The organism is Nocardia takedensis NBRC 100417, from assembly GCF_000308695.1.
GTDB classification, from domain to species: Bacteria; Actinomycetota; Actinomycetes; order Mycobacteriales; family Mycobacteriaceae; genus Nocardia; species Nocardia takedensis.
On record NZ_BAGG01000030.1, the window covers coordinates 1 to 16,068 of the forward strand.

The window sequence follows — 16,068 nt, forward strand, 5'->3', positions numbered from 1 at the left end:
GCGGCCGAAGTACCCGGCCACCAGGATCGACGGACGCGCGGTGAGCTCCGACAACCGCTGACAGGTGGTCCGCACCGCGGCGAGTTCGGCCTCGGTCAGGTCGGTGACCAGCGACGGCTCATCGATCTGCACCCACTGCGCGCCCGCCTCGGCGAGCAGACCCAGCAACTGCTCGTAGAGCGGCAGCAGGTCCGGCAGACGATCGAGCAGTTCGCTGCCGTCCACCGACTTGGCCAGCTTCAGGAAGGTGATCGGGCCGAGGACCACCGGGCGCGCGGGCACGCCGAGGGCCAGCGCCTCCTTCAATTCGGCCAAGGGCTTGTCCGGATGCAGGGAGAACGCGGTGTCGGCCGAGAGTTCGGGCACCAGGTAGTGGTAGTTGGTGTCGAACCACTTGGTCATCTCCAGGGGAGCGACCTCGGCGTTGCCGCGCGCGGCCGCGAAGTAGCGATCCAGTTGGTCGGCGATGCCCGCCACCCGCTCGGGCAGCGCGCCCAGCAGCACGGCGGTGTCGAGCACCTGGTCGTAATAGGAGAAGGTGCCCACGGGGACCGAATCCAGTCCGGCGTCACGCGCCGCCGTCAACTGGGCGGTGCGCAGATCCCACGCGACGGCGTGCAGACCGTCGGCGTCCAGGCGACCGACCCAGTAGGACTCGATGGCGCGTTTGAGTTCCCGGTTGGGGCCGATGCGCGGAAGTCCCAGCACGGTCGCGGTGAAAGTGTTGTGCGAGTTCGACATTGATGAGCTCCATGGTCAGCGAGAAAGACCGCCACCCATACGAAACGCCCGACGAATGGAGCCCATGCAGCATCGTTCCCGTGCCCGGGTCCACTCGGCGTAGCGCCCAATCCACGAGGCGACGACCACCGGATACGGCGTATCCGATACAACGGGCAGGTCTTCGGACTCGTGGGCATCACCCCGAGAAGGGGGGCGACCCCGGCGCTCGAGGCCCGGGGCTGGTCCTACCGACCGTCGCTTCCCAGGCGGGCGCCCAGTGCGGGTGACGGCTGTCGTTCCCACTCACCGCTGCGGGACAGTCCCGGAATTCCACCGGGTTCCCTCTCATCCGACGGTGTGCGAACACCATCGGACTTCGACGCCTTCGGACGGATCAGGGGCTCCTCGACTCCGCTTCCGGCGAACCAGCTGCGCCCTCGAATATAGCCAACCCCCGATCGGATCGCGAAAGGTGGGCCTATGCCCTCCGGCGTCCCGGCGAAGCGCCCGCTAGGCGACGACCGAGCGCTGCGGCACGCCCACGTATTCGCTGAGCGGGCGGATCAGCGCGTTGGATTCGCCCTGTTCGATGATGTGCGCGGTCCACCCGGTGATGCGGCTCATCACGAAGATCGGGGTGAACACCTCTATGTCGAATCCGAGCAGGTAATAGGCGGGGCCCGTGGGGAAGTCGAGGTTCGGCCGGATGCCGGTGGCCTCGTTCATGGTGCGTTCGAGGATGTCGTACATCCGCACCCACTTCTGCCCGTCGGTGGCGGCGGCGATGTCGAGGAATGCCTTCTTCATGGTGGGTACCCGGGAGTCGCCGTTCTTGTAGACGCGGTGTCCGAAACCCATCACCTTCTGCTTGTTCGCCAGTTTCTCGCGCAGCCACTGGTCGGCCCGCGCGGGGTCGTCGATCTCGAGCATGTGGTGCATGACCGCTTCGTTGGCGCCGCCGTGCAGCGGGCCTTTCAGCGCGCCGATCGCGGCGGTGACCGCGCTGTAGATGTCGGACAGCGTCGAGGTGACCACGCGGGCGGCGAACGTGGAGGCGTTGAAGGAATGTTCGGCGTAGAGGATCAGCGACACCTCGAACGCCGCGACCAGTTCCCGGGACGGGACGGTCCCGAAGCACATGTTCAGGAAATTCGCCGCGTACCCCAGGTGTGAATGCGGGGCGATCGGCTCGAGGCCGCGGCGGCGGCGATGATCGGCGGCCACGATGGTCGGCAGCACCGCCAGCATGCGCAATGCCTTCTCGCGGTTGGCTTTCGGCGCGGCGTCGTCCTCGGCCGGGTCCTCGGCCCCGAGGAAGCTGATGGCCGTGCGCACCACATCCATCGGATGACAGGTGTCGGGCATTTTCGCCACCAGCGACAGCAGCGACCGATCCGCCCGGCGCGAGGCGCGTTCGCGCTGCTGGAACCGGTCGAGTTCGGCGTGGGACGGCAACTCCCCGTACCAGAGCAGGTAGGCGACCTGTTCGAAGGAACAGTGTGCGGCCAGATCCTGCACCGCGTAGCCCCGGTAGGTCAGGGAGTTCGTCTCGGGCACCACCTTCGAGACGGCGGTGGTGTCGACGACCACACCTGCCAGACCTTTGTAGATGGTCGGTATCGCGGTCTCCGCAGTGACAGTCTCCGTCATCACTGGTTCCTTCCCAGGGTGAAATTGAAGATCTCGGAGTCGAATTCGTTGTAGCGCTCGTACCGCAAGAGTTCGTAGAGCCGGGACCGGTGCTGCATCTTGTCGAGCAGACCGGATTGCGTTCCCTCGGCGAAGATCTCGCGCAGACCGACCTCGGCGGCTAACATCGCCAACCGCAGGGTGGTGACCGGATAGATGACCGCGTTGACGCCGACCTTCTCCAGCGTCGCGGCCGGGATCAGTTCGGACTTGCCGAATTCGGTCATATTCGCCAGCAGCGGGGTGTCCACGGCGGCGCGGAACTTCTCGAAGTCGGCGACGGTGTGCAGGGCTTCGGTGAAGATCAGGTCCGCGCCGGCCTCGGCGTAGGCTTTGGCCCGCTCGATCGCGGCGTCGATGCCCTCGATCCCGGCGGCGTCGGTGCGCGCGCAGATCACGAAATCCGGGTCACGACGGGCGGAGACGGCCGCACGCAGGCGACGCACCATCTCCTCGACGGGCACCACGGCCTTGCCGTCGAGGTGACCGCAACGCTTCGGGTTGACCTGATCCTCGAGGTGCAGCGCGGCGATACCCGCGTCCTCGACAATCGTCACGGTACGCGCCGCGCTCATCGGTTCGCCGAAACCGGTGTCGGCGTCGATGAGCACCGGCAGATCCGTCACCCGCGCGATCTGGCGACCGCGTTCGGCGACCTCGGTCAACGTCGTCAGGCCGATGTCGGGCAGCGCCAGGTCCGCCGAGACCACCGCGCCCGAGACGTAGACGCCCTCGAACCCGATCTCCTGGATCAGCTTGGCGACCAGCGGGTTGAACGCACCCGGAATGCGCTGGATCTTCCCCGAGGTCAGGCCCGCGCGCAACGCCTTGCGCTTGTCGGAGGCCGAGGTGTTCGCGGCGAGCAGTCCCGTCATCAGAACAGTCCCTTCGGCGACTGGGGCGCGCGGGCGAGCACATCCGACGAGACGGTGAAAGTGAGCTCCGACAGCTCCTTCGCGGACAGCTCGCCCGCGCGCTGGACCACTTCCAGGAAGCGGTCCTGCTCGGCGGGATCGATCACCCCTTCGGCGAGGGTGCGGAATTTGGCGATGTACTGGTCGCGGGCGAAGGGCCGCGCGCCCAGCGGATGCGCGTCGGCGATCGCGAGTTCGTCCACGATCACCTCACCGCTCTTCAGAGTGACCTCGGCGCGCGCGCCGAACGCCTTCTCGTTCGGGTCTGTGCAGTGGTAGCGACGGGTCCACTCGGGGTCCTCGGTGGTGGAGATCTTGTTCCACAGCTCGATCGTGTCCGGGCGCTGCGCGCGTTCGGGCGCGTAGGACCGCTCGTGGTGCCAGGTTCCGTCCTGCAGGGCGACCGCGAAGATGTACATGACCGAGTGGTCGAGGGTCTCGCGCGAGGCGGTGGGATCGAACTTCTGCGGGTCGTTCGACCCGGTGCCGATGACCACGTGGGTGTGGTGGCTGGTGTGCAGCACGATCGAGGCGATCTGCTCGAGGTCGCCGATCCGGTCGCGCAGGCGCCGCGCCAGGTCGATCGGGGCCTGGGACTGGTACTCGGCGGAGTGTTCCTTGGTGTAGGTGTCGAGGATGCCGCGCTTGGGCTCGCCCGGTCCGGGCAGCGGGACCGAGTACTCGGCGTCCGGGCCGCCCAGCAACCAGGCGATCACACCGTCCTCGCCCTCCCAGATCGGCGAGGGCGCGCCCTCGCCGCGCAGGGCGCGGTCCACGGCCTCCACCGCCATCTTCCCGGCGAAGGCGGGCGCGTACGCCTTCCAGCTCGAGATCTCGCCCTTGCGGGACTGGCGGGTCGCGGTCGTGGTGTGCAGCGCCTGGCCGACGGCCTGGTAGATCGTCTCGGCGTCGAGACCGAGCAGCGTGCCGATCCCCGCCGCCGCCGACGGACCGAGGTGGGCGACGTGGTCGATCTTGTGTTCGTGCAGGCAGATCGCCCGCACCAGGTCGACCTGGATCTCGTAGCCGGTGGCCAGACCGCGGATCAGGTCGGCGCCGGTACGTCCGGTGTGCTGGGCCACCGCCAGGATCGAGGGGATGTTGTCACCGGGGTGGGAGTATTCCGCGGCCAGGAAGGTGTCGTGGAAGTCCAGTTCGCGCACGGCCACGCCGTTGGCCCACGCGGCCCACTCCGGGGAGAACCGGCCCGGCACGCCGAACACCGTCGACCCCGGCTCGTACGGGTGCCGCAGGGCCTGGGCGCGGGCGTTGGCGACCGGACGACGGATCACCGACGCGGCGGCCACGGCGGCGTTGTCGATGATCCGGTTGACGATCATCTCCTCGACCGCGGGCTCGACCGCCACCGGGTCCGCGGCCACCTCGGCGATCCGCCACGCCAGGTGCTCCTCCCGGGGAAAGCGCTCGGCCGAGCGGTGGGTGCGGACAAGATGGTTCTTCACGGTCGGTGCCCTCCAAAGACGTCGTTTTCTCTCACTCGAATTCGCACAGTACCGAGTGGCGACCGCGTCGGAGAACACGTCGCAGACGGTGAATTTTTGCGGAGAAGATCGTGCGAATCTGCGTGCTCTGCGAAATTCCCGAACCGGTCGAGCGCACCGCTCACGTGGCGAACGGACTGCGAAACAGTCTGCCCGTCAACTACTTACGGCGAACAGCACTCACAGAGGAAGACAATCCGACGCATTGTCCGGAATTACCGGAAGGCGGTGAATTCATTCCCGGAATCGACCTTTCCTCGAATACGTGCTCATCGAAAGGGGCGGAGCGATTCCGTTCTTGCCGCGCGACGACGCGCGAGAGTCAGCGGTCGACGCCGCTTCGCCGCCAGGCGGGGTTCAGTCGGATCCCGATGTCGTCGGAGGTGGTTTCGGCCACCTGGTCGGCGCTGACCCGGACGCGCACCGGCCGTCCGGTGTCGGATTCGACGAAGGTCAGGGGCGGGCGACCGTCCTGGAGGTATTTGTCGCCCCACTGCACCATCGACAGGAAGACCGGGAGCAGATCCTCGCCCGCGTCGGTGAGCCGGTATTCGTCGCGGGCGCGACTGCCGGGTTCCTTGTAGGGGACGCGGGTGAGGATTCCCGCGGACTCGAGTTGTTTGAGGGCACGGGAGATCGCTGGAGCCGAGGCGCCGATGCGGGCGGCGAAATCCTCGAATCGGGTCGTGCCGTAGAAGCATTCGCGGACCACCAGGAAGACGGTCCTGGTCGCGAGCAGGTCCAGGACCCGCTGCGCCGAACAGCCGTCGCCGATGGACCAGGCGTCCCGGTCTCGTAGTCGCTCCTCGAACTCCACGCGACCATCATAACTAATGCTTGCGTTACCCAGGTGCGGCATGGTTTCCTCTAACTAACGACATCGTTATCCAGAGGGAGGTAGGCTGTGGTATCCGTAGCGAACAAGGTCGCCGTGGTGACCGGAGGCCGTCGCGGTCTCGGCGCGGCGATAGTGGACGAACTGCTGGCCCGGGGCGTGAGCAAGGTGTACTCCACCGCCCGCACGGCCTACGCCGACGATCGACCGCGGGTCGTCACCGTCCCGCTCGACGTACGCTCCGCCGACTCGGTCGCCGCGCTGGCCGAGATCGCCGCCGACGCCGAGATCGTCTTCAACAACGCGGGCGTACTACTGCCCGCCACCTTGCTGAACGGCGAATTCGCCGACATCGCCGAGACGTTCGAGGTCAACGTCTTCGGCCCGCTGCGGGTCGCCCGCGCGTTCGCGCCGATCCTGGCCGCGCACGGCGGCGGCGCGCTGGTGAACATGCACTCGGTGCTGTCGTGGCTGGCGGGCAGCGGCGCCTACGGCGCGTCCAAGGCGGCGGCGTGGTCGCTGACGAATTCGCTGCGACTCGAACTCGCCGCCCAGCACACCGCGGTCGTCGGCGTGCACGCGGGCTTCATCGACACCGACATGGTCTCGGCCATCGACCGCCCCAAGACCAGTCCCGCCGCCATCGCCGCCCGCATTCTGGACGGACTCGAGGCCGACCGGGCCGAGGTGCTCGCCGACGAGGTCACCGTCACGGTCAAAGCGGCACTGTCCGGCCCCGTGGAACACCTGAGCTTCTCCGCCGCGGGCTGAACCGAGAGAGACGAATCATCATGCCCCTGTGGACGATCCACCACTCGCCCGGCCTGCTCACCGCCGAGGACAAGCACCGCGTCGCCGCCCGGATCACCGATCACTACGAACAGATCGGACTCCCCCGCTTCTATGTCATCACCCTGTTCCACGAAACCGCGAGCGAGGACTTCTACGTGGGCGGCGAACCGACCCCGGTCGGCGTCCGAATCACCATCGACCACATCGCCCGCCGCAACCCCGACCAGGAAGCCCGCCGCCGCACCGCCCGCTGGATCAAGGACATCCTCGCCCCCGAACTGGCCAGGCACGCCGACCTGCACTGGGAGTTCCACGTCGACGAGACCAGCGCCGACCTCTGGATGATCAACGGGTTGGTCCCGCCGCCCGGCGGCTCCGACACCGAAAAGCTCTGGGCCGCCCAGAATTCCACCTCCGCCTATTGAGCCGCCGCGACTCGGCGGGCCGCGATGTCGGTCAGGTGCTCGAATCCCGCCGCCGCGGCCATTTCCGGGAGTCGGATGATGCGGCCGCCGCGTCCCCATCGTCCTTCCGGCACCTCGTCGAAGGTGACCGAGGTGATCAGGCGTCTGGTGTCGAGGCCGGTGGCGGTCTCGCGGGCGGCGAGTTCGAGGTCGGCGGCGAAGCGGTCGCGGCGCGCTGCGTCGAGCACGCCGTCGGAGGCGGTGAATTCCACCAGCACCAGCGCGATCAGTTGGTCGCCGTGCAATCCGCCGACGTAGACGCCGCCCGCGGGGATCTCGTCGTGGACGGCGAGCGAGCGCAGTCGGACCTCGGGGTCGTCCGGGATGGATTCCGCGCGCCAACTCGCCTCGGTCAAGCGGGCCACCAAGGTGTCGGCGGCGGCGGGGGTGAACGCGCCCGCGGAGGTGCGGATGTGCAGGAAAGGCATGGGCTCACCGTAGGAGGCGGACGGGCGCGGCATGAAGTGGCAAAATAGACAAATTCTTGGCTATTCTTGCCGGATGTTGGCGTTGGACCTGCTGGTCGTGCCCGGTTCGGGGCCGGTGGGCGTGGCGGCGACGGTCGACTTGGCCGAAGCGTTGACCCGCGGTCACGCCGCGGAGCACGCCGTCGATATCCGCATCGTCGGCGGCGACGGCGGTCCGATCGCGTTGCGCGGCGGGTTGTCCGTGCACGCGACGGCCTTGTCCGAGACGGGTCCGGCCCGGCCGTGGGTCGTGGTTCCCGGTATCGGCTGTTCCGGGGCCACCGAGATCGAACGCCGCTTGGCCGATCCCGATGTCGTCGCCGCCACCCGGTGGTTGCGCGCGGCGGGCGAGTCGCGGATCGTCGCGTCCTGTACCGGCACGTTCCTCGCCGCCGAGGCGGGCGCGCTGGACGGCCGCGAGGTCACCACGACTTGGTGGCTGGCGGGTCTGTTCGCCCGCCGCTACCCCACCTGTCGCGTGGACGCCGACCGGATGCTGGTCCACGACGGACCGGCGATCACGGCGGGCGCGGCGCTCGGACACGTCGATCTGCTGCTGGCCGTGGTCACCGAGACGATGGGCGCGACCGTGGCTCGCGCGGTAGCGGCCCGAATCGCGGTGTCGCCCCGCGATTCCCAGGCGCCGTTCCGGCGCAGCGCGGTCTATCGCGACGTGGACCCGGATCTGGCCGCCGTCGAACGCCACGTCCTGGACCGACTCGCCGAACCGATCCGCCTGGCCGACCTCGCCGAGGCCGCCCGAGTCTCCCCGCGGACCTTGTCGCGCCGCATCCACGCGAGCACCGGCATGGCCCCGATCCAATTCGCGCAGCGCATCAAGGTCGAGGCGGCGCTGGATCTGTTGCGCGATCCGCGCCGCGGCGTCAGCGAGGTCGCCCGCGCGGTCGGTCTCGCCGACGCTTCCGCCCTGAACCGACTGCTGCGCCGCACGACCGGTCGCCCGCCGGGAGCCTTCCGCTCGACGTGAGGCCGAGTCAGCGGTTCGAGGCGAACTGCTCCTGGGCGGCGACGGCGGAGCCCAGCCAGCGTCGGAGGTAGGCGCGCAACTGGTCCTGGGTGCGCGGCGGGTTGCCGGGCGAGACGAAGAACGAATGCATTGTCCGCAGTACGTATTCGACCAGTTCGCGCAGGGCCGGTTCGTCGTAGCCGTGGCGGACCCAGTCGACGTCGAAGCGGCGGATCATCGTCATGCCGAACTCCTTGGCCTGCAACGAGGTGAGACTGTCCGGGTCGATGGCGGAATAGGAATTCGACAGCAGCAGACCCAGGTGCGGAGTTCGGCGCACTTCGGTGAGTGTGTAGAGCACGGCTTCGGTCATCGCCTCGGCCGGGTCGTCCAGGCCCGCGACGTGGGCGGCCAACCGGTCCAGGAAGCCGTCGACCGAGGCGATCGCGGCCGCCGTCATCAGCGCTTCGGCGCTGGGGAAATAGCGGTAGACGGTCTGGCGGATGACGCCGAGGGCTTCGGCGACGTCGGCGATGCTGATCGCCGCGCCGGTCGCCCCGATCAACTCGACCGCGGTGGCGACGATGCGCCGCTGCGCGTCCTCGTCATCGGTCGGCGGGCTTCCGCCCCACCCGCGTCTGCGCGCCACCGATCGGACAATACCAGTGCGCGCGGCGCTCCAGCGATCGACGCGAAAGTAATCATACGTCTGAACGTTTGTGTGTATGGTTGCTCTCGTAGCGCTCAGCACAGCGCACGGCCGACCCCCTTCCCCCACGAGGTACCCGCACCGTGACCCACTTGCAGCCCCGAAAGATGGATTTCGGATTCGAAGAAGCGGACGTCCCGTTCGTCTGGAACCCACAGAATCCGGCCTGGTCGAGCATGTCCAACGCCGTCTCGTTCCTGGCGGTCGGCTTCGAGAAGATGATCGTGAAGCTGATCATGCAGCTCAAGCCCGTGATGACCGATCCGGAGGTGGCGGCCGAAGCCGTGGCGTTCATGCGTCAGGAAGGCCACCACTCCACCGCCCACCGTCAGCACGTCAAGGCGCTCATCAAGCAGTACCCGGGACTGCAGAACACCATCGACGCCGTGATCGGCGAATTCGACCTGCTCACCGAGGCGACCTCCACCGACTACCGCCTGGCCTACACCGCCGACCTGGAAGCCACTTTCACGCCGGTGTTCAAACTCATGCTCGACAACGAGGAAGCGCTGTTCCGTCCCGGTGACGACCGCGTCGCTTCGTTGTTCCTCTGGCATTTCGTCGAGGAGGTCGAACACCGCAGTTCCGCGTTGATCCTGTTCAACGCGCTGGTCGGCAATGAGATCTATCGCATGCGGATGGCGCCGTCGATCTTCGCGCACGTGATGAAGGTGATCAGGATCGCCTGCGCCGGATTCAACCAGCACGTCCCGCTCGCACAGCGTCAGGTCGACTCGCTGTCGATGTTCGCCACCCATCGCACCAAGCAGAAGGTGCTCACCTTCTTCGCGCCGTATCTGACCAAGGGGCCCATGCCACGTGCCTTCGACGGACTCCCGCGCGGCGAACAACTCACCGCGCTGGGCGGCGTGTTCCGCAGTCAGATGCCCAAACACGATCCCTCGCACGAGAAGTTGCCCGCGCTGGCCGCCGAATGGTTCGAGCGCTACGACGCGGGCTACGACTGCACCCGCTGGTACACCGCGCGCGAGAACCACGACACCCAGCAGGCGGTGACCCGATGAGCGCCTCGTGCACCCCCACCTTCGCCGATCTCGCCACCCGACTGGGCTTCTCGTGCGAGGAGGCGGGCGGACTGGTCGAATTCCGCAACCCGGCCGCGCTGGAGAACTGGACGCTGCCGGTGCTCGAGGTGACCATCGTGCTCGGCTCGATCCTCGCGCTGATCTACGCGATCGCGCGACTGCGCCGCCACGGCGACCCCACCAACCTGGTGCTGTGGTTCGGCGCGACCGCCTACCTGTTCGTCATCGAACCCCCGCTGTACTTCCCGGCCGCCTTCGGCATCGAAGAACACGTCGACACCATGTTCGCCCACAACGTGTTCACCGTGGATTTCCTGTGGGGGCGTCTGCCGCTCTACATCGTCGCGATCTACCCGCTGATGGCGACGCTGGCCTTCGAGATCGTGCGCTCCCTGGGCGTCTTCCGGCGCTACGGCGTGCTGCTCGGCGCGGTGTGCGTCGGTTTCGTGCACCACGCGTTCTACGAGATCTTCGACCACATCGGCCCGCAGTTGCGCTGGTGGGAATGGGCGCTGGACAATCCGATCAACCAACCGTTCTTCGAGTCGGTGCCGATCCCCAGCGTGGTCGTGTTCGCCGCGCTGTGGCCGATGTCGCTGGCGCTGTGCGTGCAGTACTTCGTCGGCCGCCACGTCGACGCGGGCACCCGCTTCACCGGCGGCCAACTCGTGGGCCGCACCGTGGTGATCGGACTGCTGGCCTCCGTCGGCACCTTCGTCCTGCCGCTGCCCGCCACCGTCCTCGGCATCGCGGGCGACACGATCCGCGGCGTCGTCTACGCGGCGGAACTGCTCGTCGTCTCGGTCGTGGCGGTGGTGCTGCTGTGGCGGCAATGGTCGGCGCTGCGCGCCGGAACCTCCACCGTTCCCCCCTACCGCGACAAATTCGTGCAGGCGTACGCGATCGTCTACCTCGCGGTGATGGCACTGCTGTGGGTCACCGCGCTGCCCGACTACTTCGGGGCCGAGAACGGACTCACCGACAACGGCGACCCCGTCGGCAGCCTCTGGTACACCGTGGCCTGCTTCGCGGTCGCGATCGCCGCCGTGGTCGCCACCTTCACGGTGCCCGCCCCGTCCCCCACCGAGGAACCCACCCCCGCCGACGCCGTCACCGCGTAGCCGACTCCCGCGGGGTGCGCCGCGCGCGCACCCTGTCGTGGCGTGTAGCCGACCCCGGCACGGACGAGACCGTCGACCACCCCGCCCCTCATCCGACCTCCGCGCATAGGGTGAGGCGATGGGGACGATCAAACAGGTTCAGGTCACTTTCGATTGCGCGGAACCGATCCGGGTCGCGCGCTTCTGGAGTGGCGTGCTGGGCTATGAAGTGGTGCTGCCCAAGGGATTCGACACGTGGGAGGACTACGAGCGGACGCGCCCGCCGGAGTCGCGGGGTTCGTGGGCGGCCTGCGTCGATCCCTGGACTTCGGGCCCATCTTCGGCGCGTGGGAAGCCGACTTCGGCCGGACCTACGTGTTGGGCGCGGACCCGGCGAAACTCGCGATCCGCGACGCCCTCGAGCCGCTGTGGTCGTGGGGACGTGACCGCTTCGACACCGATCCCGACATCACCGGCGGCCGGTTGTATGCCGCCGTGGTCGAACGCGCCGCCGAACTGGGCTGGGAGTTCGGCGCGGCTATCGCGGGCCACCTGGTGGGCGAATTCCCGCACAAGCGGATCTCGGGCACCGAGGTCGACACCTACATCACCGAGGGTTCGGATCTGCCGATGCGGCGGCCGGACCCGACCGGTCGCGCCTGCCATTGGATCCTGGAGATCCACCTGGTCGACCGCGCGGGGGGTTCGGCGGGTTCTTCGAACAGCTTCTCGATGTGCGGCCGCCGGACTGATCCGCACGACGATTACTCACGAAACATGGTGCGGCACCGAGCATATCGACTCCGCTGGCCTCCGCGATGCCGCCTCACCCGCAACGGGTGAGGCGGCGCGGGTGCGCGCGGGCCGATGGTGGTCGAGTGAGCGAGTCCTCGAATCACGACCCGGTGGAACTGGCCGTGTTGGCCTTCCCGGGGACGTCTGTCGACCGGCAGGTCAGTGCCGCGCTGTTCGAGATCGTCAACGGCGGCCACGCCGCGGTCGACGATCTGGTCTGCTTGACCAAGGACGCGAACGGTTTCCTCAGACAGGCCGAGCCCGGTGACCGGTTCGACGAGTTCGATCTCACCGGGTTGTGGGTGCAACCGCCCGGGCTGCTCAACGAACGCGACCTCGGGGTGCTGGCGGGCGCGATGCCCGTCGCGACCTCGGCGGTCGTGCTGGTCTATCACTACCCGGCCCGACCGGAACTCACCGCGGGGATCGTGTCCTGCGGCGGGACCCTCGCCCTGCACGTCCGGATCACGTCCTCGCCCCCTCGATGCGCGGACCCGTTCCTACCGCCCCCGCCCACCCGGGTCTGCGGGGCCAGGGCAGGCGCGGCGGGACTGCTGAGCGCGTCCCCGCTCACCGTTCTGGCGGGGGCGGGCGGGTCGACCGCGCACGCCATCGCACGGCATCAGCAGTGCCACCGCGCGCCCACGCACCCCGTCCCCTTGCTCGCGGAGGCGATTTAAGGCCGGTCAAGGAGCGGACGAACCCGACAGCAGGCGATCCAGTCGCGCTCGGATCGTCTCCAGCGGTTGCGCCGCGCCCAGCGTCGGCAACGCGGTGACCACCTCGGCGGCCAGGTGACGTACCTTCACGTTGCTGTCCTGGGAAGCCGCGCGCAGCAGCGCGAAGGCTTGGGTGGCGTCGAGTCCGTAGGCGAGCATGACCGCCCCCTTGGCCTGTTCGATCGCCTCCCGGGCGGCTATCACTCGGTGCAGAGCCGCAGCGGCGGCCTCGTCGAGCGCCGGTGGTTCCTCCTCCATGCCGTCGCGCTACCCGCGCCCGTGGATTCGACGCAGTACGACGCACCGATACCGAGTGTCACTGCGACTCGAATCCCCCGAATACGGCTGGGTGTGCGGCCGAATCGACCGGGCGAGGTGGCGTAACGGGTTCGCATCGCGGCCACGCAAACGGTGTCGCCTTCGTAAATCGGACTGACGCGGGCGCGGGCCGGTGCCACACTGGAGCCTGCGGCCCCCATCGATCGGCGCGGTTGAGAACTAGCCACCCCGACCGAGCAACCTGGGTTCGCACGGAGGTCGATCATGAACTCTCCACTCTCCACCCGTGCCACCACCGCCGACCGACGGCGACGCGGCACCGATTCCTACGACGACATCCACCCGTTGCTGGTGGAGTTCGCACAACTGACACCCGGAACCCCACGCTGGCGCGCGACCCGCGAGCGGATCATGCGCCGCTGCCTGCCACTGGCCGACCACATCGCCCGCCGTTTCGCCGGGCGCGGCGAAACCTACGACGACCTGCACCAGGTGGCGAGCCTGGGCCTCGTGCTGGCGGTCGACCGCTACAACCCGCAGCGCGGCGACTCGTTCCTGGCCTACGCGGTGCCGACGATGATGGGCGAGGTCCGTCGCCATTTCCGTGATCACACCTGGGCGGTGCGGGTGCCGCGCCGGACCAAGGAGATCCAGCAGACGATCGGTCCGACCATCGAACACATGGCCCAGGAACTCGGGCGCATGCCCACCGCGCTCGAGATAGCCGTCGAACTGCACCTGGACTTCTCCGAGGTGACCCAGGCGCTGCTGGCGGGCAACGCCTACCGCACCGACCCCATCGATCCCGGCCCGCACGACAACGACGACCTCGCCACCTCCGCGACGGTGGCCGAAACCTACGGAGCCGACGACGACGGGTACGAACTCACCGTGCAGACCATGGTCGCCTCGCCCCTGTTGGCGGCCCTGCCCGACACGGACAAACGGGTCCTGTACTGGCGCTTCTACCGACAGGAATCCCAAGCCCACATCGCGGCCCGCCTGGGCGTGTCGCAGATGCACATCTCCCGCATGCTGGCCCGCATCCTCACCGACCTGCGCGCCGCCGCCGACAGCGAATCGTCCGACGCCCACCTGGCGAGCAGGTGAGCGCATACCGACCCCCGACCGGAGGGGCGCGGCGACACGGAATCTTCGAGATCCATTGGGGCGCGAGCGCGCCCGGGAACGGCTAGGGTCGGGTATGGCGACCAGGGACGTCACGTTCACCGTGACCATGAAGGAACAGGACTGGGCACTGTTGCAGGACGCCGCCGACTGTGCGGGCATGTCCCTGCACGACTACCTCTGTTGGCACACACGTCTGCTGGCCCAGCAGTCCCGGCCCGGCGCGAGCAAGTCCACCCACCGCAAAGTCGCGGTGGGTCGCAGGCGGGTCCCGGTCGTCGTCGACGAACCCGTGGGGCAGGCGTGGGCCGACACGTTCGCCGAACGCCTGCATCATCGCGCGGATCTTTACCGCGAGGACTGAGCGAGCGATCCGCCGCACGTTCGAACACGCGGCACCGTAGTCAGCACTCGCGGATGTCCATGTCATCACGCCGCCCTCCACCATGGGGCACCCTGACCAGCTCACCTGCGGATGCCCATGTCATTCACGCGGACCTCCTTCGCGCGGCACCCTGACCAGCTCACCCGGGGATGCGCATGTCACCACGCGGACCTCCGCTGCGGAGTCGTGGGGCGGGCTCGCCCGGCGCAGGTAACCCCTCGGACCTCGCCACTCGGAGGCCGAGAGGACCGCCGAAAGCCCCGCTCAGGAGCGGGAGTTGGGAGCGGCGCGCTCGGCCAGGAGGGCGTCCAGTTGGCGTTCGGCGCGTTCCGCGCGGGCGAGAGTCTGAGCCTTGGCATCCTCGAGCGTCCGCACCCGGTCGGCAGCCTCGGCGCGAGCGCGATCCAGCGCGGTCGCGGAGTCGACGCGCAGCGCGGCCGTCTCGGCGGCGGTGTCGCGGCGCAGGTCGGCCAGTTCGGTTCTGACGTTGTCGAGTTCGGCGCGCACCTGACGCAGTTCGGCGCGCGCGGCGTCCGATTCCGCACGCACGCGCCGCAGTTCGTCACGGAGGTCGGCGAGAGCGGTATCGCGTTCGGCGACAAGCTGTTCGGCGCGATACACGGAACGTTCGGCGTCGGCGACCCGTTGCACGGCGAGGTCTCGTTCGGCCGCGGCGGCGGTCAGTTGCTGGGCGGTCTCGCGGCGGACCTGTTCGATCTCGGCCCCGGCCTTGCGGCGGGCGGCGTCGATGTCCTCGGCGGCCTGGACGCGGGCCCGTTCGACGTCCTCGGCGGCCGCACCGCGGGCGGCGCGGACCTCGGCCTCGGCTTCGCTGCGCGCGGTGAAGACCTCGGTGGCCGCCCGGGTGCTCACCCGCTCCATCTCCGCCACCACCTCCTCGCGCTCGGCGCGGGCCTCGGCGGTGCGGGCCTCGGCTTGTTCGGCGGCGCTCACAGCGTCCTCGGCCACCGATTCCGCGGCGTCCCGGGCGGTTTCGGCGTCGCGGCGAGCCTGCTGCGCGGCTACGACCGCGACCTCCGCGTCGGCGATACGGCGCGCGGCGTCGGCTTGCACGGCCTGCACCTGCGCTTCGGCGACAGAAGGGTCGGCCAGGGTGGACAGTTCGGCGACCGCCGCGTCGAGATTGGTTCCGATCTGCTGGGCCAGCGTGCGGAACTGGGTGAGCAGTTCATCGGCGCGCAACCGCGCCACCGTCACCGGACCGGGCGTCACAGTGACGGTTTCCGCCCCGACCTCCGACTCCTGCTGCCGCCGTTGCCGTTCCCGCCACGCGCGCCACCGGGTGTGCTCGGGATGGTCACAGTATTCCGAAGGGCGTCCCGGACCACCGCCGCGCGTGATGGGTCGCGCACAGCCGGGATAGTTGCATACGGTCGACACCCGCCAGATCGTAGTCCCCCGCAGCCCCGCAGCCCCGCAGCCCCGCAGCCCCGCAGCCCCGCAGCCCCGCAGCCCCGCAGCCCCGCAGCCCCGCAGCCCCCGCAGCCCCGCAGCCCCGCAGCCCCGCAGCCCCGCAGCCCCGCAGCCCCGCAG

Annotated in this window: 16 protein-coding genes, 3 pseudogenes and 1 riboswitch; of the genes and pseudogenes, 10 read left to right on the forward strand and 9 right to left on the reverse strand. The window is 68.8% G+C overall.

All coding sequences use genetic code 11. The annotated features are described in order from the left end of the window. The 5 genes and pseudogenes from ON30_RS06545 to ON30_RS06565 all read right to left on the reverse strand — a co-directional run. Positions 1–741, reverse strand: a pseudogene (locus tag ON30_RS06545) (5-methyltetrahydropteroyltriglutamate--homocysteine S-methyltransferase); the annotation flags it as partial. Between the two features lie 137 nt (positions 742–878). Then, positions 879–1,103, reverse strand: a riboswitch (cobalamin riboswitch). 130 nt (positions 1,104–1,233) lie between these two features. After that, on the reverse strand, positions 1,234–2,373 hold the full coding sequence (locus tag ON30_RS06550; protein ID WP_040704924.1) for a bifunctional 2-methylcitrate synthase/citrate synthase: 1,140 nt from the start codon (positions 2,371–2,373) through the stop codon (positions 1,234–1,236). Next, entirely contained in the window at positions 2,373–3,287 is a 915-nt protein-coding gene (gene prpB, locus ON30_RS06555) for a methylisocitrate lyase (protein ID WP_040704925.1), read from the reverse strand. The genes ON30_RS06550 and prpB overlap by 1 nt, the downstream gene beginning before the upstream one ends. Beyond that, positions 3,287–4,789, reverse strand: a complete 1,503-nt coding sequence (gene prpD, locus ON30_RS06560) for a 2-methylcitrate dehydratase PrpD (protein ID WP_040704927.1) — start codon at positions 4,787–4,789, stop codon at positions 3,287–3,289. Before prpD ends, prpB begins: the two co-directional genes overlap by 1 nt. Before the next feature lie 361 nt (positions 4,790–5,150). Further along, a complete protein-coding gene (locus ON30_RS06565; RefSeq protein WP_040704928.1) occupies positions 5,151–5,645 on the reverse strand; it encodes a winged helix-turn-helix transcriptional regulator in 495 nt (164 codons plus the stop codon). 87 nt (positions 5,646–5,732) lie between these two features. On the opposite strand from ON30_RS06565, the gene ON30_RS06570 reads away from it, so the two are divergent. After that, positions 5,733–6,434, forward strand: coding sequence for an SDR family oxidoreductase (locus ON30_RS06570; RefSeq protein WP_040704929.1), 702 nt, complete (start codon positions 5,733–5,735; stop codon positions 6,432–6,434). Positions 6,435–6,454: 20 nt separating this feature from the next. Further along, positions 6,455–6,880 (forward strand): tautomerase family protein, encoded by a 426-nt coding sequence (locus ON30_RS06575; protein WP_040704930.1) that lies wholly within the window; start codon positions 6,455–6,457, stop codon positions 6,878–6,880. Here the strand turns inward: ON30_RS06575 and ON30_RS35915 are convergent. Further along, a complete protein-coding gene (locus tag ON30_RS35915) occupies positions 6,874–7,380 on the reverse strand; it encodes a hypothetical protein (protein ID WP_157183633.1) in 507 nt (168 codons plus the stop codon). The genes ON30_RS06575 and ON30_RS35915 overlap by 7 nt on opposite strands. A gap of 40 nt (positions 7,381–7,420) precedes the next feature. On the opposite strand from ON30_RS35915, the gene ON30_RS06585 reads away from it, so the two are divergent. Next, a complete protein-coding gene (locus ON30_RS06585) occupies positions 7,421–8,374 on the forward strand; it encodes a GlxA family transcriptional regulator (RefSeq protein ID WP_083911183.1) in 954 nt (317 codons plus the stop codon). Positions 8,375–8,381: 7 nt separating this feature from the next. Here the strand turns inward: ON30_RS06585 and ON30_RS06590 are convergent, their stop codons facing one another. After that, entirely contained in the window at positions 8,382–9,002 is a 621-nt protein-coding gene (locus ON30_RS06590) for a TetR/AcrR family transcriptional regulator (protein ID WP_040704931.1), read from the reverse strand. Between the two features lie 143 nt (positions 9,003–9,145). Between ON30_RS06590 and ON30_RS06595 the strand changes: the two genes are divergently transcribed. The 5 genes and pseudogenes from ON30_RS06595 to ON30_RS35920 all read left to right on the forward strand — a co-directional run bounded on the left by ON30_RS06595 (position 9,146) and on the right by ON30_RS35920 (position 12,683). Beyond that, positions 9,146–10,087, forward strand: a complete 942-nt coding sequence (locus tag ON30_RS06595; RefSeq protein WP_040704933.1) for a metal-dependent hydrolase — start codon at positions 9,146–9,148, stop codon at positions 10,085–10,087. Further along, entirely contained in the window at positions 10,084–11,229 is a 1,146-nt protein-coding gene (locus ON30_RS06600; protein WP_040704934.1) for a hypothetical protein, read from the forward strand. Before ON30_RS06595 ends, ON30_RS06600 begins: the two co-directional genes overlap by 4 nt. A gap of 118 nt (positions 11,230–11,347) precedes the next feature. Then, positions 11,348–11,437, forward strand: a pseudogene (locus ON30_RS42200) (VOC family protein); the annotation flags it as partial. A 92-nt stretch (positions 11,438–11,529) separates the two neighbouring features. Next, a pseudogene (locus ON30_RS06605) lies at positions 11,530–11,960 on the forward strand (M24 family metallopeptidase); the annotation flags it as partial. Positions 11,961–12,086: 126 nt separating this feature from the next. Next, a complete protein-coding gene (locus ON30_RS35920) occupies positions 12,087–12,683 on the forward strand; it encodes a DUF6325 family protein (protein WP_051029002.1) in 597 nt (198 codons plus the stop codon). A gap of 6 nt (positions 12,684–12,689) precedes the next feature. Here ON30_RS35920 and ON30_RS06615 read toward each other — a convergent pair whose 3' ends face one another. Beyond that, positions 12,690–12,980 (reverse strand): ANTAR domain-containing protein, encoded by a 291-nt coding sequence (locus ON30_RS06615; protein ID WP_051029003.1) that lies wholly within the window; start codon positions 12,978–12,980, stop codon positions 12,690–12,692. Between the two features lie 285 nt (positions 12,981–13,265). Here ON30_RS06615 and ON30_RS06620 point away from each other — a divergent pair, with 285 nt between their 5' ends. After that, positions 13,266–14,111, forward strand: a complete 846-nt coding sequence (locus ON30_RS06620) for a SigB/SigF/SigG family RNA polymerase sigma factor (RefSeq protein WP_040704935.1) — start codon at positions 13,266–13,268, stop codon at positions 14,109–14,111. A 94-nt stretch (positions 14,112–14,205) separates the two neighbouring features. Beyond that, positions 14,206–14,493 (forward strand): hypothetical protein, encoded by a 288-nt coding sequence (locus ON30_RS06625; RefSeq protein ID WP_040704936.1) that lies wholly within the window; start codon positions 14,206–14,208, stop codon positions 14,491–14,493. 285 nt (positions 14,494–14,778) lie between these two features. On the opposite strand, the gene ON30_RS06630 is transcribed toward ON30_RS06625, so the two are convergent. Next, positions 14,779–15,747, reverse strand: a complete 969-nt coding sequence (locus ON30_RS06630; RefSeq protein ID WP_245553958.1) for a coiled-coil domain-containing protein — start codon at positions 15,745–15,747, stop codon at positions 14,779–14,781. Positions 15,748–16,068 lie beyond the last annotated feature (321 nt).

What these genes read in the sequence shown, in the direction of transcription:
- ON30_RS06550 (WP_040704924.1), bottom strand. Translation starts at nt 2,373, where the DNA reads ATGACGGAGACTGTCACTGCGGAGACCGCGATACCGACCATCTACAAA.
- prpB (WP_040704925.1), bottom strand. Translation starts at nt 3,287, where the DNA reads ATGACGGGACTGCTCGCCGCGAACACCTCGGCCTCCGACAAGCGCAAG.
- ON30_RS06575 (WP_040704930.1), top strand. Translation starts at nt 6,455, where the DNA reads ATGCCCCTGTGGACGATCCACCACTCGCCCGGCCTGCTCACCGCCGAG.
- ON30_RS35915 (WP_157183633.1), bottom strand. Translation starts at nt 7,380, where the DNA reads ATGCCGCGCCCGTCCGCCTCCTACGGTGAGCCCATGCCTTTCCTGCAC.
- ON30_RS06585 (WP_083911183.1), top strand. Translation starts at nt 7,421, where the DNA reads ATGTTGGCGTTGGACCTGCTGGTCGTGCCCGGTTCGGGGCCGGTGGGC.
- ON30_RS06600 (WP_040704934.1), top strand. Translation starts at nt 10,084, where the DNA reads ATGAGCGCCTCGTGCACCCCCACCTTCGCCGATCTCGCCACCCGACTG.
- ON30_RS06615 (WP_051029003.1), bottom strand. Translation starts at nt 12,980, where the DNA reads ATGGAGGAGGAACCACCGGCGCTCGACGAGGCCGCCGCTGCGGCTCTG.
- ON30_RS06620 (WP_040704935.1), top strand. Translation starts at nt 13,266, where the DNA reads ATGAACTCTCCACTCTCCACCCGTGCCACCACCGCCGACCGACGGCGA.
- ON30_RS06625 (WP_040704936.1), top strand. Translation starts at nt 14,206, where the DNA reads ATGGCGACCAGGGACGTCACGTTCACCGTGACCATGAAGGAACAGGAC.